The sequence below is a fragment of the Micromonospora sp. NPDC051006 genome, from assembly GCF_044456245.1.
GTDB lineage: Bacteria > Actinomycetota > Actinomycetes > Mycobacteriales > Micromonosporaceae > Micromonospora.
Genome location: NZ_JBITFP010000020.1, coordinates 96,380 through 113,748, shown reverse-complemented (window position 1 = coordinate 113,748; position 17,369 = coordinate 96,380). Strand labels below are relative to the sequence as shown.

18 protein-coding genes are annotated in these 17,369 nt (G+C 74.6%); 8 read left to right on the top strand and 10 right to left on the bottom strand.

Annotated features, from left to right (window positions below):
• Positions 1 to 5 precede the first annotated feature (5 nt).
• The 5 genes from ACIBBA_RS25410 to cofC form a co-directional block, all read right to left on the bottom strand.
• Positions 6 to 884 (bottom strand): NUDIX domain-containing protein, encoded by an 879-nt coding sequence (locus tag ACIBBA_RS25410; protein WP_396700449.1) that lies wholly within the window; start codon positions 882 to 884, stop codon positions 6 to 8.
• Complete coding sequence (locus ACIBBA_RS25405; protein WP_396700448.1) at positions 872 to 2,401, bottom strand: CHAD domain-containing protein; 1,530 nt, start codon at positions 2,399 to 2,401, stop codon at positions 872 to 874. Before ACIBBA_RS25405 ends, ACIBBA_RS25410 begins: the two co-directional genes overlap by 13 nt.
• Positions 2,402 to 2,425: 24 nt before the next feature.
• Positions 2,426 to 4,603, bottom strand: a complete 2,178-nt coding sequence (locus ACIBBA_RS25400) for an RNA degradosome polyphosphate kinase (protein ID WP_396700469.1) — start codon at positions 4,601 to 4,603, stop codon at positions 2,426 to 2,428.
• A 237-nt stretch (positions 4,604 to 4,840) separates the two neighbouring features.
• Positions 4,841 to 5,038: a cold-shock protein gene (locus ACIBBA_RS25395; protein ID WP_357052691.1), complete on the bottom strand. Its 198-nt coding sequence runs from the start codon at positions 5,036 to 5,038 to the stop codon at positions 4,841 to 4,843.
• Between the two features lie 26 nt (positions 5,039 to 5,064).
• A complete protein-coding gene (gene cofC, locus ACIBBA_RS25390) occupies positions 5,065 to 5,709 on the bottom strand; it encodes a 2-phospho-L-lactate guanylyltransferase (protein ID WP_396700447.1) in 645 nt (214 codons plus the stop codon).
• A gap of 129 nt (positions 5,710 to 5,838) precedes the next feature.
• Between cofC and ACIBBA_RS25385 the strand changes: the two genes are divergently transcribed.
• The 5 genes from ACIBBA_RS25385 (at position 5,839) to ACIBBA_RS25365 (ending at position 11,023) form a co-directional block, all read left to right on the top strand.
• On the top strand, positions 5,839 to 6,570 hold the full coding sequence (locus tag ACIBBA_RS25385) for a lysophospholipid acyltransferase family protein (protein WP_396700446.1): 732 nt from the start codon (positions 5,839 to 5,841) through the stop codon (positions 6,568 to 6,570).
• Between the two features lie 76 nt (positions 6,571 to 6,646).
• Positions 6,647 to 7,663 (top strand): NAD(P)H-dependent glycerol-3-phosphate dehydrogenase, encoded by a 1,017-nt coding sequence (locus ACIBBA_RS25380; RefSeq protein WP_396700445.1) that lies wholly within the window; start codon positions 6,647 to 6,649, stop codon positions 7,661 to 7,663.
• Between the two features lie 7 nt (positions 7,664 to 7,670).
• Positions 7,671 to 8,792: a cystathionine gamma-lyase gene (locus ACIBBA_RS25375; protein WP_396700444.1), complete on the top strand. Its 1,122-nt coding sequence runs from the start codon at positions 7,671 to 7,673 to the stop codon at positions 8,790 to 8,792.
• Between the two features lie 162 nt (positions 8,793 to 8,954).
• Positions 8,955 to 9,743: a putative protein N(5)-glutamine methyltransferase gene (locus ACIBBA_RS25370; protein WP_396700443.1), complete on the top strand. Its 789-nt coding sequence runs from the start codon at positions 8,955 to 8,957 to the stop codon at positions 9,741 to 9,743.
• A 230-nt stretch (positions 9,744 to 9,973) separates the two neighbouring features.
• A complete protein-coding gene (locus ACIBBA_RS25365) occupies positions 9,974 to 11,023 on the top strand; it encodes an ROK family protein (RefSeq protein WP_396700442.1) in 1,050 nt (349 codons plus the stop codon).
• Positions 11,024 to 11,135: 112 nt separating this feature from the next.
• Here the strand turns inward: ACIBBA_RS25365 and ACIBBA_RS25360 are convergent, their stop codons facing one another.
• Positions 11,136 to 11,336: a DUF397 domain-containing protein gene (locus tag ACIBBA_RS25360; protein ID WP_396700441.1), complete on the bottom strand. Its 201-nt coding sequence runs from the start codon at positions 11,334 to 11,336 to the stop codon at positions 11,136 to 11,138.
• A 5-nt stretch (positions 11,337 to 11,341) separates the two neighbouring features.
• Positions 11,342 to 12,187 (bottom strand): helix-turn-helix transcriptional regulator, encoded by an 846-nt coding sequence (locus tag ACIBBA_RS25355; protein ID WP_357052711.1) that lies wholly within the window; start codon positions 12,185 to 12,187, stop codon positions 11,342 to 11,344.
• A gap of 276 nt (positions 12,188 to 12,463) precedes the next feature.
• Here ACIBBA_RS25355 and ACIBBA_RS25350 point away from each other — a divergent pair, with 276 nt between their 5' ends.
• A complete protein-coding gene (locus ACIBBA_RS25350; protein ID WP_350869600.1) occupies positions 12,464 to 12,682 on the top strand; it encodes a hypothetical protein in 219 nt (72 codons plus the stop codon).
• A 46-nt stretch (positions 12,683 to 12,728) separates the two neighbouring features.
• Here ACIBBA_RS25350 and ACIBBA_RS25345 read toward each other — a convergent pair whose 3' ends face one another.
• On the bottom strand, positions 12,729 to 14,012 hold the full coding sequence (locus ACIBBA_RS25345) for an ATP-binding protein (RefSeq protein ID WP_396700440.1): 1,284 nt from the start codon (positions 14,010 to 14,012) through the stop codon (positions 12,729 to 12,731).
• 229 nt (positions 14,013 to 14,241) lie between these two features.
• On the opposite strand from ACIBBA_RS25345, the gene ACIBBA_RS25340 reads away from it, so the two are divergent.
• Positions 14,242 to 15,348, top strand: a complete 1,107-nt coding sequence (locus tag ACIBBA_RS25340; protein WP_357053679.1) for a D-alanine--D-alanine ligase family protein — start codon at positions 14,242 to 14,244, stop codon at positions 15,346 to 15,348.
• 12 nt (positions 15,349 to 15,360) lie between these two features.
• Here the strand turns inward: ACIBBA_RS25340 and ACIBBA_RS25335 are convergent, their stop codons facing one another.
• Entirely contained in the window at positions 15,361 to 16,008 is a 648-nt protein-coding gene (locus ACIBBA_RS25335) for a DUF3515 family protein (RefSeq protein ID WP_396700439.1), read from the bottom strand.
• Entirely contained in the window at positions 16,009 to 16,242 is a 234-nt protein-coding gene (locus ACIBBA_RS25330; protein WP_088646044.1) for an Lrp/AsnC ligand binding domain-containing protein, read from the bottom strand. It abuts the gene before it with no gap.
• Positions 16,243 to 16,388: 146 nt separating this feature from the next.
• On the opposite strand from ACIBBA_RS25330, the gene ACIBBA_RS25325 reads away from it, so the two are divergent.
• Complete coding sequence (locus ACIBBA_RS25325) at positions 16,389 to 17,327, top strand: thiamine-phosphate kinase (RefSeq protein WP_396700468.1); 939 nt, start codon at positions 16,389 to 16,391, stop codon at positions 17,325 to 17,327.
• The last annotated feature ends 42 nt before the right edge of the window (positions 17,328 to 17,369 follow it).

Genomic DNA, 17,369 nt, shown 5'->3' with positions numbered 1-17,369 from the left:
GTCGGTCAGAGGCGCTCGGCGGCGAGCAGCCCGTCAGTGGCGAAGGCGAGCAGCCAGCCGCCGCCCTTCGGGGTGGTGAAGTCCTCGCCGATCCGGCCGGTGAGCTGTTCGAGCGCACCGGGGATCACCTTTCCCTGGCTGCACACCGCCACCCGGTCGCCGGTGCCGGCCAGCTCCAGCAACCGGGCGGCGAGGACGAGCGCCCGCTCGTCACGTTGCTGGCCCGGCTGCGGTTCGTCCAGGTCGCCGCAGACCTCGACCGGCAGGTCGAGGCGGGCGGCGGCCGGGCCGAGCGTCTGCACGCACCGGCGCGGCGACGCGGACACCAGCCGGGCCGGCCGTAGCAGCGACACCAGTTCGGCCAGCGCCTGCGCCTGCGCCCAGCCCTCGGCGTCGAGCGGCCGCGCCGGGTCCGGCCCGGACCAGGTCGCGCGCATGCCGGCGTGGGCGTGCCGGACCAGCGCCACCGTCCCGATCACCGGCGGCAGCGCGGCGAACCCGGCGAGCACCTCGGCGTCGTGCGGGTAGCTGACCAGCCGGATCGCGTCGTCCACGGCGAGCCAGCGCACCTCGTCCACCTCGGTGCCGGGCTGGAAGCCGCCGGTCGCCACCGCGCGCATCGACCAGTAGTCGACCACCTTGGGCCGTCCCTCGCTGCGGTAGCGGGCGCCGGGGAGCCGGACCTGCGGCACCGCCCGCACGTCGGTCTCCTCGGCCACCTCGCGGACCGCGGCCACCAACGGGTGCTCGGCCGGCTCCAGCTTTCCCTTGGGCAGCGACCAGTCGCCGTAGCGGGGCCGGTGCACCAGGCAGACCTCGACCCCACCGGCTGTCGGCCGCCAGGCGACCCCGCCGGCCGCGCGGATCTCGGTCACCGCAGCCATCTGGTCCGCTTTCGCCGGCTGGCCCGATGCCAGGCGGCCGGGAAATCGGCCCGCACCCGGCGCACGGTGGCGCGTTCCCGTTCGGCGAGCCGCCCCGCGGTGACCGCCAGCTCGTGGTCGGCCGGCTGCGCGGCGGCCAAGGCCAGCCAGGTCTCCGCCGCGACCGCGGCGTCCTGGTGCTCGCCGAGCACGTCCTGCACCCGCTTCAGCTTGCGGGCCAGCCTGCCGGCGTCCGCGCCGAGCACCGGCGCGACGGCGGCGACCGCGTAGCGGGCCTGCTTGCCCCGCTTGCGCACCTCGTGCCACCGCTCGTCCGGCCCGGCCGGGTCGAGCGCCGCCACCGCGCCCGGCCGGCGCTTCCCGCCCGCGAGCCGGTGCCACGGGCGGGCCACCAGCCGGGGCAGCACCCGGGCGGCCGGGCGCTTCGCCTTCGGGGTGAGCCGGGGCGCCCGGGCGGCCAGCACCAGGGCGTCCACCAGGGCCAGGTAGCGGGGGGAGTCCAGCGCCTCGGCCACCTCCGCCAACGCCCGGTCCTGTCGCTCGGCGAGCGCGGCGTCCAGCCGGTCCACGGCGGCCGGGTCGAGCGGGCTGGTCGGGTCGGCCGCGGCGGTGCGCCGCAGCCGGTCCCGCAGCACCTCGGCGTCGCGTGCCGCGCCGAGCACCCCCGCGAGCCAGGCCAGCTCGTCGCGGAGCGGGCGGGCCCAGGCGGGCCGCAGCAGCGGGGCGAAGGTGCGCAGGTCGCTGCGGAGCCGTCGGCAGCCCACCCGCATCTGGTGTACGGCGGTGTCGCCGTCGAGCGGAACTCCCAGCCGGACCAGCGGGTCGTGCTCCACCACCCGCCGTACGCCGCGCCGGACCGCCTCGGTGACCACGTCACCGGCGGTCGGCCTGCTCGGCAGGCCGGTGGGCGCAACCAGGTCCGGCTCGCGCTCGGCCGCCGGGCCGAGCGCCCGCACGTGCTTCGGGACGAAGGACCCGCCGCGTGCCCCGGCCTCGCGCAGCACCGACCCGATCCGGTCGAGCAGGGCGCGGTCGCCGGTCTTGCGCTCCACCTCGAGCTCCCGGAAGGCGCCGGTGGTGGATCCGTCGCCGGCGAGCGTGGTCACCCGGTCGTCGACCACCTCGGCGAGCACCTCGCCGGCCGGCCCGAGCACGTCGTACGCGTGCCGCTCGGTGCGGACCAGCGCGGCCGGGGCCAGTGGCGCGCCCCGGGCCTGCACGGTGACCAGCGCCGCCAGTTCCGCCGGCGGGTCGCCGAGCGGCCCGGCCCGGGAGATCTCCTGCCGGATGCCGGGGGTGTCGGTGGGCAGTTTCACCGTCCAGGGCAGCTCGTCGCCCTCCCGGTGGCGCAGTGAGACCCCGGCCCGGGCCAGCCGCAGATCGGCCGTGTCGACGTAGGTGGCGAGCAGGGTCACCGGCGGCCGGGCGCGCACCTCACCACCCGGCGGGGCGGCCGACGAGAGGTCGGGCAGCACGAAGGCGTCGTCCACCTCGTACTTCCGTTCCTCCTCGACCACTTCGTCAGCCTATGCCCCGCACGGTCAGCCGGCAGTGCCACCGACCCGGCGCAGCAGCAACTCCTGCAGGTGGGCCAGCGGCTCCTCGGGGGTGCCGGCCCGCCGGGTCCAGGCGCCGTCCCCGGCCAGCTCGAACCCCTCCACCTCGGGGCTCATCGCGGCCGTCAGCACCTGGTCCAGCTCGGCCCGGGCGACCGGATCGGTGACCTGCACCAGCGCCTCCACCCGCCGGTCCAGGTTGCGGTGCATCAGGTCCGCCGACCCGATCCAGAACTCGGCGTCTCCGTTGTTGCCGAACCGGAAGACCCGGGAGTGCTCCAGGAACCGGCCGAGGATCGAGCGGACCCGGATGTTCTCCGACAGCCCCGGCACCCCCGGGCGCAGCGTGCACATGCCCCGGATCAGCAGGTCGACGTGCACGCCGGCGCGGGAGGCGCGGTAGAGCGCGTCGGTGATCGCCTCGTCGACCAGCGCGTTCACCTTGAACTGCACCAGACCGGGCATGCCGAGCCGGACGTGGGAGATCTCCCGTTCGATCCGTTCGATCAGGCCGCTGCGGATGCCCTGCGGGGCCACCAGCAACCGGCGGTACGCGGTCTGCCGGCTGTAGCCGGTGAGCACGTTGAACAGGTCGGTCAGGTCGGCGCCGATCTCCGGGTCGGCGGTGAGCATGCCGAAGTCCTCGTAGAGCCGGGCGGTCTTCGGGTGGTAGTTGCCGGTGCCGATGTGGCAGTAGCGACGGATCTGGTTGCCCTCCTGCCGTACCACCAGCGCGGTCTTGCAGTGCGTCTTCAGTCCGACCAGGCCGTACACCACGTGGCAGCCGGCGCGTTCCAGCGTCCGGGCCCAGCCGATGTTGGCCACCTCGTCGAAGCGCGCCTTCACCTCCACGAGCACCACCACCTGCTTGCCGGCGGCCGCGGCGTCGACCAGGGCGTCCACGATCGGGGAGTCGCCGCTGGTGCGGTAGAGGGTCTGCTTGATGGCCAGCACGTTCGGGTCGGCGGCGGCCTGCTCGATGAAGCGCTGCACGCTGGTGGCGAAGGAGTGGTACGGGTGGTGCACCAGGATGTCCCCGTCGCGCAGGGTGGCGAAGACGCTGCGCGGGACCTCGCCCTCGGTGAGCCGCGGGTGGGTGGACGGCACGAACGGCCTGTCCTTCAGGTCCGGCCGGTCCGCCTCGCCGTAGAGCTGCCAGAGCGCCGAGAGGTCGAGCAGGCCGGGCACCCGCAGCACGTCCTGGTCGTCCATGTCCAGCTCACGGACGAGCAGCTCCAGCATGTGATCGGTGATCGAGGCGGCCACCTCCAACCGGACCGGCGGACCGAACCGGCGCCGGGCCAACTCCCGTTCCAGCGCCTGGAGCAGGTCCTCGTCCCGGTCCTCGTCGACCTCCACCTCGGCGTTGCGGGTGACCCGGAACAGGTGGCACTCGACGACCTGCATGCCGGAGAAGAGCTGCCCGAGGTGCACCGAGATCAGGTCCTCGACCGGCAGCATTCGCAGCCCGGGCTGGTCCCGGTGCACCCGGACGAACCGGGGGACGTTGTTCGGCACCTTCACCCGGGCGAACAGCTCCGACCCGCCGTCCGGGTCGCGGACGGCCACGGCCAGGTTGAGCGACCGTCCGGAGATGTACGGGAACGGGTGCGCCGGGTCGACCGCGAGCGGCGTCAGCACCGGGAAGATCTGCTCCCGGAAGTAGGCGCGCAGCCGCTCCCGTTCGGCGTCGTCCAGCTCGCTCCAGCGCAGGATGCGGATCTCCTCGTCGGCGAGCTTCGGCAGCACGTCGTCGACGAAGCAGGCGGCGTGCCGGGCGACCAGCGCGGCGGCCTTCTCGGAAATCAGTTCCAGTTGGGTGCGCAGCGGCATCCGGTCACCGCCGCGGACCGGCAGCCCGGCCTGCAGCCGGCGCTTCAACCCGGCCACCCGCACCATGTAGAACTCGTCCAGGTTGCTGGCGAAGATGGCCAGGAACTTCGCCCGCTCCAGCAGTGGGGTGCGGGGGTCCTCGGCGAGCGCCAGCACCCGGGCGTTGAAGTCGAGCCAGGAGAGTTCCCGGTTGAGGAACCGGTCCTCGGGCAGCGGTTCGGCGGCCGGCGGTTCGTCGTCGCCGCGGTCGGCAGCCAGGTCGGGGGCGGGCGCGGGTCGGGGGGCGAGGGCCGAGCCGGGGGTGGCGACCGGGTCGAGCACCTCCTCCAGCCCGTCCGACGCGGCCGCCGCGTCGGCGGCGGGGACGTCGGTGCGGGCGGCCCGGGGGTGCTCGACACCGTCGGGCGGGTCACCGGGGCGGAAACGGCCGTCGTCGCCACGCAGCCGGGTGCCGTTGCGGGCCCCGGTGCGCTCGGGGGTGGGCTTGGCGGGTTGCTCGCGAGGGGTGCTCACCTGCTCATAATCACCCGAATCCGGTGAACGCAAAATGAACTTGGCGGCGACGCGTCAGCTCATCGTCGGCAACGTCACGCGTACCACCTCACCCGCGGCGTCGGTCTCCACCCGCAGCCGCTGCCCGAGGCGGAGCAGACGCAGGCCGGAGGCGTCGAAGGCGCGGGCCGGAAAGGGCAGCTCGGTGCCGTCGTCGAGGAGCAGCAGACCGCTGCGGGTCGCCGCGTCGTAGGTGGCCACCGTGCCCTGCATGCGAGCACCGTACACCGGCGGGCCCCTCAGCCCGGTGCGCCGGCCGGGCAGTGGGCGCCGACGAGTGCGGCGCTGCGTGGCCCGAGCCCGATCCCGGCGGCGACGGTGAGGTCGGTCGCGGTGTCGACGTCCCGGCGCAGGCTCGGCCACTCGCCGGTGAGCGGCAGCGCCCCGCTCGCCGCGTGCGCGGCGGCCGAGTCGATCCCGAACCGGGGGTCCAGCGGCGTCCCCGGCGGCGCGGTGAGCAGCACGGTGCCGCCGCCCGGTGCGTCGGCCACGAACCGGCGTACGGCCGGGGCGGCCTGCGCCGCCGCCAGCGCCGCGGCCAGTTCGGCCGGGCGCAGCGCGGGCAGGTCGGCGGTGAGGCCGGCCACCCAGCCGCCGGGCGCGGCGGAGGCGCCGTGTCGGAAGGCGGCGTTCAGGCCCGCGTCCGGCTGGTCCGGCAGCGCCCGCGCGCCCGCCTGGCGGGCCGCCTCGCCCACCCGGGGGTCGTCGGTGACCACCAGGATCTCGGCGACCGCCGGGCAGGCCCGCACCGCGCGGACCGTGTCGGCCGCCAGCGCGAGCGCCAGATCCTCGTGGAGTACGCCCGGCAAGGCCCCGCGCAGCCGGCTCTTCGCCGCCGCCAGGCGCTTCACCGGGACCACCACGGTCCACCTCGGCTGACTCACACCGGCAATCCTGCCAGCCGGGCGGCGGTACCCCTCACTGGCCGTACCCCGAGGCAGCAGGCATGATTTCCGCTGCGGGTGTCACCGGCGGGGCCGGTGGGCGGGGCCCGGGCGGCACGAGGAGGCGCAGTGGCACGGCGAAGGCTGGGGTTCTGGCGACGGTTCGCCGTGTTGCTGGTCAAGCCGGTGATGACCGTCTGGACCCGGCGGACCTGGCGGGGGATGGAACACCTCGGCCGGGACGGCGGCATGATCATCGTGGCGAACCACCTGTCGCACGCGGACCCGCTGGTCTCCGCGCACTTCATCTTCGACTCCGGGCGCTGGCCGCAGTACCTGGGCAAGGCGAGCGTGTTCCGGGTGCCGGTGGTCGGCTGGATCCTGCACCGCTGCCGGCAGATCCCGGTGGAACGGGGCACGGTGGACGCGGCCCGGTCGCTGGACGCGCTGATCAACGCGGTCAAGGAGGGTGGCGCCGTGGTGATCTACCCGGAGGGCACCACCACCCGGGAGCCGGAGCTGTGGCCGATGAAGGGCAAGACCGGCGCCGCGCGGCTCGCGCTGGCCACCGGCGCCCCGGTCGTCCCGGTGGCGATGTGGGGCCCGGAGCGGATCTTCGACCCGCGGACCACCCGTCTGAGCCTGCGCCCCCGGATCCCGGTCACCGTGGTGGCCGGTCCGCCGGTCGACCTGAGCCGGTGGGCCGGCGCGTCGCCGAACCGGGTCACCCTGGAGGAGATGACGGACGCGATCATGCTGCAGCTGCGCGACATGCTCGCCGAGATCCGCGGCGGCACCCCGCCACCGCTCTGGGAACGCCCCGCCCGCGCCCAGCGCCAGCAGCAGGGAGATGCGGCATGAGCGAGCGACAGCGAGCGAATCATCGACTCAGTGCGGCTGAGCCTCATGACAGCACGGAGCGCAGCGGAGTGCTGGCATGAGCGAGTGGAGCGGGCACGTCGCGGTGCTGGGCGCCGGCTCCTGGGGCACCGCGTTCGCCAAGATCCTGGCCGACGCCGGTCGGGATGTGACCATCTGGGCCCGACGGCAGCGGGTCGCGGACACCCTGCGGGACGAACGGCGCAATCCGGAGTACCTGCCGGGGCTCGCGCTGCCGGATCGGGTCACGGCGACCGGGGACGCCGCCGAGGCGATCACCGGCGCCGAGCTGGTGGTGCTGGCGGTCCCGTCGCAGACCCTGCGCGGCAACCTGGCCGAGTGGTCCGCTCACCTGCACCCGGACGCCACGCTGGTCTCCCTGATGAAGGGCATCGAGCTCGGTACCACCCGGCGGATGAGCGAGGTGATCGTGGAGACCGCCGGGGTCGCGGCGGATCGGGTGGTCGTGGTCTCCGGCCCGAACCTCGCCCCGGAGATCGCCGCCGAACAGCCGGCCGCGACCGTGGTCGCCGGAACGGACAGCCGGCGGACCACCCTCGTGCAGTCGTCGATCCGCACGCCGTACCTGCGCCCGTACACCAACGACGACGTGATCGGCTGCGAGCTGGGCGGGGCGGTCAAGAACGTGATCGCGCTGGCGTACGGCATCGCCACCGCGATGGGCTTCGGCGACAACACCCGGGCGATGCTGATGACCCGGGGGCTGGCCGAGACCGCCCGGCTGGGCGTGGCGCTCGGCGCGGACCCGATCACCTTCGCCGGTCTGGCCGGCATGGGCGACCTGGTCGCCTCCTGCTCGTCCCCGCTGGCCCGCAACCGGACCTTCGGCGAGCACCTGGGCCGCGGCGAGACGCTGGAGCAGGCGCAGACCGCCACCCGGCAGACCGCCGAGGGCGTGAAGAGCTGCCTGGCGATCCGCGACCTGGCGCGGGCGCACGGCGTTGAAATGCCGATCACCGAGCAGGTCGAGCGGATCTGCCACGAGGGGATGGACCCGCGCCTCGCCGTGGACACCCTGATGAGCCGGACCGCCAAGCCCGAGTCGTACGAGTGAGGATCCGATGACTGATCTGGGGGACGGCACCCGCTGCGTGCGCGCCGGGCTGCCCGAGCCGGCGCCCGGGCAGCCGTTCCTGCCCGGTCCGGTCTTCGCCGCGCCGTACCACGTCGACCCGTGGCAGGGGCCGGCGGCGAGCCCGAACGGCTACGGCCGCCCGGACAATCCGACCCGCAGGCTGCTGGAGGCGGCCATCGGCGAACTGGAGGGCGCCGACTGCCGGGTCTTCGCCAGCGGGCAGGCCGCGATCACCGCGCTGCTGCTGACGGTGCTCCGGCCGGGCGACACCGTGGTGCTCCCCACCGACGGATACTTCCCGGTCCGGGCGTTCGCCACGGACGTGCTGGCGGAACTGGGCGTCCGGGTGCTCTTCGCGCCGACGGTCGGCCCGTACCCCGACCTGGCAGGGGTGCGGCTGGTGCTGGTGGAGACCCCGGCCAATCCGGGTCTCGACGTGGTCGACGTGGCCGCGCTGGCCGACCGGGCGCACGCCGCCGGCGCGCTGCTCGCGGTGGACAACACCACCGCCACTCCGCTGGGCCAACGTCCACTGGACCTCGGCGCGGACCTGGTGGTCGCCTCCGGCACCAAGGCGCTCACCGGGCACTCCGACCTGTTGCTCGGCTACCTGGCCACCCGGTCCACGGTGCTGCTCGATGCGGTGACCGGCTGGCGTACCACCACCGGCGCGGTCCCCGGCGCGTTCGACGCCTGGCTGGCCCACCGGTCGCTGGCCACCCTGGACCTGCGACTGGCCCGGCAGAGCGCCAACGCGGCGGCGGTCGCGGCCCTGCTGGCCGACCGCACGGACGTGACCGGCCTGCGCTGGCCCGGCCTGCCGGAGGACCCGGCCCACCCGGTGGCGTCGGCCCAGATGCGGCGGATGCCGGGGGTGCTCTGCTTCGACCTCGGCACGGCGGACCGGGTCGGCCGGTTCGTCGAGGCCGCCCGCCTGGTCGCCGCGGCCACCTCGTTCGGCGGTCTGCACACCACGGCCGACCGCCGGGCCCAGTGGGGCGACGACACCGGCCCCGGCTTCGTCCGGCTCTCCTGCGGGGTGGAGGACACCGCGGATCTGGTGGCCGACATCGCCGCCGCGCTCGCCGCCGCCGGCCCGGCTACCTGATCCCCCGCCGCCGGGTTATCGTTCCGGATGGCCCGCGACGGGCCCCCGAATCCGAGGAGGTGAGTCCGATCCGCCCGACAACAGGACCGGCGCTCCCTCCCGCGTCCAGGCCGCCACGGTAGCGGCCACGGGAGCGCCGTCGAGCGCCCCCGGAGGCTTCCCATGACCGTGCCCTTCCCCACCGACCGTCCCGCCCTGGCGCACCGGCTGCGCGCCGCCGGCTGCGTCTACGCCGAGGACGAGGCCGAGCTGCTCCTCGACGCCGCCGAATCCCCGGCCGCGCTGGCCGACCTCGTCGACCGCCGGATCGCCGGCACACCGCTGGAACACCTGCTCGGCTGGGCCGAGTTCTGCGGGCTGCGGGTCGCCGTCGACCCCGGCGTCTTCGTGCCGCGCGGACGGACCGGCCTGCTGGTCGCGGCCGCCGCGGCGGTCACCGGGCCGGCGCCGGCCGTGGTGGACCTCTGCTGTGGCTCCGGGGCGACCACGCTCGCGCTGGCGCAGCGGCTCGGCCCTCGCTGGCTGGCTGCCGCCGACATCGACCCGGCGGCGGTGGCCTGCGCCCGGCGCAACCTCGCCGATCTGGCCGTGCCGGTCTTCCAGGGCGACCTGTTCGCGCCACTGCCGGCGCGCTGGCGGGGCCGGCTGGACCTGGTCGTCGCCAACGCCCCGTACGTGCCGAGCGGGGCGGTGGCGCTGATGCCGGCCGAGGCGCGGCTGCACGAGGCGCCGGTGGCCCTGGACGGCGGCTCGGACGGCCTGGCGGTGCTGCGCCGGGTGGCCGAGGGGGCGGCCGACTGGCTGGCGCCCGGCGGGCACCTGGTGGTGGAGGTCGCCGCGGTGCAGGCCGACGCGCTCTGCACGGAGCTCACCGGTCTGGGGCTGACGCCGCAGGTGCGCCACGACGAGGACCTGGACGCGACGGCGGTCACCGCCCGCCGCCCGGCCTAGCCGCGGGGTACAGCCCGCCCGGCCTAGCCGCCGGGTCCAGCCCGCCCGGCCTAGCCGCCGGGTCCAGCCCGCCCGGCCTGGCCGCCGGCGCCGACCGGCCCATACCGCCGGTTGCTCGGTCGGGCGTGGCGGTGGCCGGGGGATCGCACTAGCCTCTGCTCACAGCTCGCCGGTCCGCGTCGACCTCGGCGTGGGCGGGCCGGGCGTCATCAGGGACGGGAGGCGGTTCGGTGGGCAGCGCAGGGGTTCCGGTGGTGGTCGGGCTGGACAACGGCGGCACCAGCAACAACGCCACGGTCCTCACCCTGGACGGCCGGTTCCTGGTCGACGGGCTGGTGGAGATACCGAGCGAGGTGCAGGACGGCCCGGACGCGGCGATCGAGGCGCTGGCCCGCGCGCTGGACGGCGTCCTGGCGCACGTGGGGGTGCCGCGCGAGCTGGTCCGGGCGGTCGGGCTGGACACGCCGGGCCCGGCGAGCGCCACCGGGGTGATCTCCTCGCGCGGGTCGACCAACTTCTCCCAGCCGGCCTGGCGGGGCTTCGACGTGCGCGGCGCGCTCGAGCGGCGGCTCGGCCTGCCGGTGATCTACCACAACGACGGCAACGCGGCCGCGCTCTACGCTCATCACGTCCACTTCGGAGCCGAGGCGATGGCCCGGTCGTCGGTTTCGGCGATCGTCGGCACCGGGCTCGGTGGCGGCGTGGTGGAGGGCGGCCGGGTGATCGACGGGGCCGCCGGGATGGCGGGCGAGCTGGGCCACGTGCACCTTCCGTTGCACGGACTGCTCGCCCCGGACCAGCCGGTGCCGGTCTGCGCCTGCGGCTTCGAAGGGGACGCGGAGAGCATCGCCTCGCTGACCGCCATCGAACACAACCTGCTTCCGTACTGGCTGACCCGGTACGTGGGGCACCCGTTGGCCGCGGAGCCGCCGGCCCGGGCCGCCAAGCTGGTCCGGGGTTTCGGCGAGCGGGGTGACGCGCTGGCCCGCGCGATCTTCACCCAGCAGGCCATGGCGCTCGGCCGGTTGTTCACCATCGCCGCCAACTTCACCGACCCGCACGCGTACTTCGTCGGCGGTGGGGTGGTGGAGGCGGCGCCGGAGTTCCGCGACTGGTTCCTCGCCGAGGTCCGGGAACACACCGTGCTCCGTGCGGAGCAGGCGGCCGTGGCCACCTTCGCCCTGGTTCCGGACCGGGACATGGCCGGTGCCCGCGGGGTGGCGATCGCGGCGCTGGAGGCGCTGCGGGCCGGCCCTGCGCCCCGGTCGGTGGTCGCCTGACCGGCAGCCACCTCGGGATCACCCCCGGGCCCGGCCGGCCACCGCCCACCGGCGGCCGGTCGGGCCTCGGCGGCCGGCCACCGCCCACCGGCGGCCGGACGCCGAGGGTTGGTCAGCGGCGCGGCGGCGCCTGGGCGAACGCTGCCCAGGCGGTCGGCGCGAAGAGCAGCGCCGGGCCGGTCGGGTTCTTGGAGTCGCGGACGGCGACCAGTTGAGGGATCACCGCCACCTCCACGCAGGCGCCCTCGTCGCCGCTGCGGCTGCTCTTGCGCCAGCCGGCTGCGGCCAGCGCCGCGCTGATCGTCGGTGTCATCGGTCCTACCGTCCCTTCAGGAGTTCGAGGAGCTGGTCGCGGCTGTCCGCCGGGCTCAGCGCGACCGTCCGCAGATGTTCCATGATCTTGGTGCAGGTACGCAGGTCGCCGGGGCGGTCGAGGATCATCTGACCGGCCACCGTCTCCACCGAGGCGATGATCGGGTCCTCCGGGTCGGCGAACTCCAGGATGTGCAGCGATCCCCGGGTGCCCCGGTGGTAGCCGGCGGCCAGCGGAATCACCTGGACGGTGATGTTCGGCAGCTCGGCCATCTTCACCAGGTGCCGGAGCTGCCCGTCCATCACCGACCGCTCGCCGACCGGCCGGAGCAGCGCGCCCTCGTCGATGATCGCGTCGAAGATCGGCGGCTCGTCGCCGGTCAGCCGCTGCTGGCGGTCCAGCCGGAGCTTGACCCGCTGCTCCACCTGCTCGTCGCTGAGCGTGTGCGGCCCGCCGCGCATCACCCCGCGGATGTAGTCGGCGGTCTGCAGCAGCCCCGGCACCACCGACGGCTCGAAGTTGGCGATCCCGGTGGCCTCGGACTCGAAGGCGATGAAGTCAATCGTCCGGCGGTCCAGCAGGTAGGAGTAGGAGACCCACCAGCCCGGCTTGCGTGCGTCCTTGGCCAGCTGGACCGCCGCGGCGACGTCGTCGGGGCCGACCCCGTAGAGGGTGAGCAACGCCCGCACGGTGGCCGGGTTGACCAGCGTCTGGGCGTTCTCGTACCGGGACAGGGTGCTGCGGGTGCTGTTGATCTCATCGGCCGCCGCCTCCAGGGTCAGGCCGGCGGCCTCCCGGTTGGTGCGCAGGGCGATGCCGAGGCGGCGGGCGCGGGCGGTCTTCGGGGCCATGCATCGATGGTCGCACACATTTCTGGGAACCGATACATGAGAGAACGCCGATGAGAGTTGCATTCATGGGTCTACAGCTGTCAATCTGTTATCGCGTCCTCACCGCCGGTTGTCGTGGCGACGGTGGTGGTGAGCGACCGGAGGGGATGGGGCGCGCGGCGATCGGGTTTCTCCCCCGTACCCGATCGCCGCGTGCCGCGCCGTCCCGGCCCGTCCGAAGGGAGTCAGCGTGCGTACCGGTCCGCAAGCCCGCGTCGGCCACCCCGGGGCCCGGCGATGACCCGCTTCCTGGTGGTTCTCACCGACGTACGCCCGATCGAAGGGCCCGTCCGCAACGAGCGGACCAGCCCGGAGCGGCGTCGTCAGGTGGTCGGCGCCAGCAGCCGGGAGGCGGCGGACCGGATCGCCGGCGCGTTCATGGCGCTCGGCATGGTGCGGGCCGGCCGCCAGCGGGTGAAGGTGATCGCCGTGGGCCGGCGGCACGCCCGCGACTGAGGCCGTCGGGGCGGGTGGCAGCGCCCGACCGGCCCGCCCCGACCCCTCAGAGCAGCTTGCGCTTCTTGAGGTAGGCGACGAGGTCGTCGTAGACGCCGCCCTCGTTGGCGAACATGGCGACGTTGCGGGCGGTGGCCATCCAGGGCCGGGTCGACGGCCGGACCTCCTTCAGCGCCCGGTCGAAGTCCCGCTGCTCGATCATCCGCACCTCGCCGCTGCGTACCGAGTCGGCCATCGCGAACTCGGCGGCCGTCTCGCAGAGGTGGGCCAGGTCGGCGCCGGAGTAGTCCTCGCTGGCCGCGACCACCTTGCGCAGGTCGATCTTGGCGATCGGCCGCTCCCGCAGGTGGTACTCGAGGATGGCTCGCCGGGCCTCCGGGTCCGGCGGCAGCACCAGCACCACCCGGTCGAGCCGGCCCGGACGGCGCAGCGCCGGGTCGACGTCCCACGGGGTGTTGGTGGCGGCCAGCACGAACACGCCCTCGTTGTTGCCCTCCATGCCGTCGAGCTCGGCGAGCAGCTGGTTGCCCAGCGTCCGCATCGAGCTGGAGCCGACCTGGGAGCGCTTGTGCCCGAGCGCGTCGACCTCGTCGAGGAAGAGCACGCACGGCGCGTTGCGGCGGGCCGCCTCGAACAGCTCGTGCAGGTTGCGCTCCGAGTTGCCCATCCACATGTCCAGCACGTCCACGATGGAGAGCGAGACGAACTTCGCGCCCATCTCCCCGGCGACCGCCCGGGCCAGGAAGGTCTTGCCACAGCCGGGCGGCCCGTAGAGCATCAGCCCGCCGCGCAGGCTCTTGCCGTACATCCTGCGCAGCTGCGGGTTGCGCAGCGGGCCGAGGAAGGCCAGCTCCAGCCGCTCCTTCACCGCCGACATGCCGCCCACGTCGGCCAGCCGGATCGTGGAGGTCTCCACGTCGTACACCCGGTCGTGGTCGCCGGTGACCGGGTCCGGCTCGTCGTCGGCGCGGGCGAAGCGCGGCGGGACGACGTCGGCGAGCTCCTGTTCGTAGGCCGCGAGCGGGTCGTCGCCCGCAGGCCCGGCCGCGCGCTGCGCGGGCGGCCGCGTCGCCGGGCCCGACCCGGGCGCCGGGGCCGCGCCGGGCGTGGGCGTCGGCGGCGGTACGGGGGCGCCGAGTGCCCGCTGCATCAACGCCTGCGCCTGGTCGCTGCCCGGATCCCGGGCGAGCGCCTGGCCGATCTGGGCGATCGCCTCGCCGCCGCGGCCGGCGTCCAGCAGCAGCGTGGCGAGGTGCAGGCGGAGCGGCAGGTCGTCCGGGCGCGCGTCGAGCGCGGCCGACAGGGAGTCGATGAGGGCGTCGGAGCTCACAGCCGAGCAGCGTAGTGCCGCTGCCGCCCGGCGCGCTCACCCGCTCCGCCGTGGTCGACGGCGGCGCACCCCCGGATACGGTGGGTGATTACGCGCTGTATATAGCTTGCTGACCGAATGCGGTGTGGTGCCGCGTCTCACCGGGTATGAGCCTCGGCCGGTCGCCACGCACAGTAAGGTCAACCGGGTGAGCGACGAGCCCGCATCCGCGACCGGAGAGGTGACCGGAGTGACCACCCCAGGCAAGACCCGCGTGGCGATCGTCTTCGGCGGCCGCAGCCCGGAGCACGGCATCTCCGCTGTCAGCGCCGGCAGCGTGATCGGCGCGCTCGACCCGGACGAGTACGAGGTGGTGCCGGTCGGTATCACCCGCGCCGGGCAGTGGGTGCTCACCAGCGGCGATCCGGAGCAGCTCGCCATCAGCGCCCGCCAGTTGCCGGAGATCACCGCCCAGTCCGGCGTCGACCTCGTGCTGCGCGCCGACCCCACCGGCAACGGGCTGATGGTGCTCGACCCGGCCGAGGGGCCCCGGGCACTGGCCGACGTGGACGTGGTCTTCCCGGTGCTGCACGGCGCGTACGGCGAGGACGGCACGATCCAGGGAATGCTGGAGATGGCCGGCATCCCGTACGTCGGGGCGAACGTCTTCGCCTCCGCCGCCGCGATGGACAAGGAATTCACCAAGAAGCTCTGCGCCGCGGAGGGCATCCCGGTCGGCCCGTACGCCGTGCTGCGCAACGGGATGACGCTGAGCGAGGCCGACAAGGAGCGGTTGGGCCTGCCGGTCTTCGTCAAGCCGTCCCGGGCCGGCTCGTCGTTCGGCATCACGAAGGTCACCGACTGGGCCCAGCTGGACGCGGCCGTGGCCACCGCCCGGCAGATCGACCCGAAGGTGCTGATCGAGGGCGCGGTGATCGGCCGCGAGATCGAGTGCGGCGTGCTGGAGGGCGAGGCCGGTGGCGCGCCCGAGGCGTCGGTGCTGGCCGAGGTGCGGCTCGTCGCCGGCTACGAGTTCTACAACTTCGAGGCGAAGTACATCGACTCGGAGCAGGCCTGCGAGTACGACATCCCGGCCGGCCTGCCCGAGCGGGTGACCCGCCAGGTCCAGGAGTACGCGGTACGCGCCTTCACGGCGCTGGACTGCGCCGGACTGGCCCGGGTCGACTTCTTCGTCACCCCGGAGCTGGACGTCTACCTCAACGAGATCAACACGATGCCGGGCTTCACCCCGTCGTCGATGTTCCCCCGGATGTGGGCGGCCGCCGGCCTGGAGTACCCGAAGCTGGTCGACCGGCTGATCCGCACCGCACTCAACCGCGGCGTCGGCCTGCACTGAGCGGCCGGGGCGTCAGCCCTGGCAGCCGGCCGGGGTGTCGCCGCCGGAGGGCACCGAGGCCACGATCGTGTCGGAGATGGGCGCCGCCCACTGCAACGGCTGCCCGTAGGCGCGGGGCACCCGGACCGTCACCGCGGTCTCCCGGTCCACCGTGGTGAGCACCGTCGCGTCGGTCTGCTCGGCCGCGTGCCAGCAGACCTTGTTGACCATCCAGACCTCGTCGGTCGCCGGAATGGTCGGCTCGGCGCCGCCGCAGGCCACGGTGAGCGCCGGATCGCCGTACGCGGCGTTCTGCTCGGGGCCGGCGGTGACCGGGCGCTGGTTCAGGTCGCGGAGGGTCGGCGGCAGCTGGGAGAGCAGGGCGCGACAGACTGTCGCCGGCCGGGCGGCCAGCGCCGGGGCGGCCATCTCGACCGGCGCGGTGGACTGGGCCCGGGCGGTCGTCGCCGACGCGCTCGGCGTGGGCGCCGGTGCGTCGGGGGAGAGCTGCGCGAAGACGAACCCGGCCACCAGCAGGGTGACCGGCAGAGCGATCAGCGCCGAGATCAGGGCGGCGCGGCGGTTGCCCCCGTCCCGCCCCGGCCCGGTGCCGGCGGTCGCCTCGGGGCGCTCGTCGGCCCGGTCCGGGGAGTCGGCCGGAGAAGTAGTGATCTTGTCCACTTACAGCCGCACCACCGAACACGTGAGCGTGCGGGTGATGCCGGGCACCATCTGCACGTTGCTGACAATGAGTTTGCCGAGCTCGTCGACGGTGTTCGCCTCGGTGAGGACGACCACGTCGTACGGCCCGGTGACGGCGTCGACGCGTACCACGCCGGCGAGATCCGCGATGAGACCGGCCACGTCACGTGCGCGGCCCACCTCGGTCTGGATGAGGATGTACGCCTGTACCACGACTGACCTCCCTCCGTCGCCGCCCTCGGGCGGCCCGAAGGGTGAAACTACCCTACGGAGCAGGTCCGATCCCTATCGGTGGTCGAGGAGCAGCGGTGAGCGAGCACGCCGGGGTTGGGCGGCAGGAGCGGAACGAGGTGGCGGGGGTGAGCGTCGCGGGGATCGGCGAGTTCGGATTGATCGAGCGGGTGACCGCCCGGCTGGCGTACGGGCCGGCGACCCTGCTCGGGCCCGGCGACGACGCGGCGGTGGTCGCGGCGCCGGACGGCCGGGTCGCGGCGTCGACCGACGTGCTGGTCGAGGGGCGGCACTTCCGGCGGGACTGGTCCAGCGCCCGGGACGTCGGGCACCGGGCGGCGGCGGCGAACCTGGCCGACATCGCGGCCATGGGAGCGACCCCGACGGCGCTGCTGGTCGCCCTCTGCATGCCGGCCGACCTGGAGTCGGGCTGGGCGGAGGAGCTGGCCGACGGGCTGGGCGCCGAGGCGGCGATCGTGGGCGCCAGCGTGGTCGGCGGTGACATGTCGGCCAGCCCGACGTTGACCATCGCGGTGACCGCCCTCGGCGACCTCGGCGGCCGGGAGCCGGTACGTCGCTCCGGGGCCCGCCCGGGGGACGTGGTCGCCCTCGCCGGCCGCTCCGGCTTCGCGGCGGCCGGGCTGACCGTGCTGTCCCGTGGTTTCCGCACGCCCCGGCTGCTGGTCGAGGCGTACCGGCGGCCCGAGGTGCCCTACCAGGCCGGCCCGCACGCCGCCCGACTCGGGGCCACCTCGATGATCGACGTGTCGGACGGGCTGCTGGCCGACCTGGGCCACGTGGCGAAGGCCAGCGGCGTCGGGATCGACGTACGCCGGGACGCTTTCGAGGTGCCCCGGCAGATGCGTGACGCGGCGCAGGCGCTCGGCGTCGACCCGTACTCCTGGATCCTCGGCGGAGGCGACGACCACGCGCTGGCCGCCACCTTCCCGTCGGCGGTGGCGCTGCCGGACCCGTGGCGGCCGGTCGGCCGGGTGGTGGCCGGGGCTGGCGTCACCGTCGACGGCGAGGCGTACGCCGGGCCGGCCGGCTGGGACCACTTCCGGTAGAGGTAACCGCAGGTCGTAACCTTTGCCGGTGAGCGAGATCGA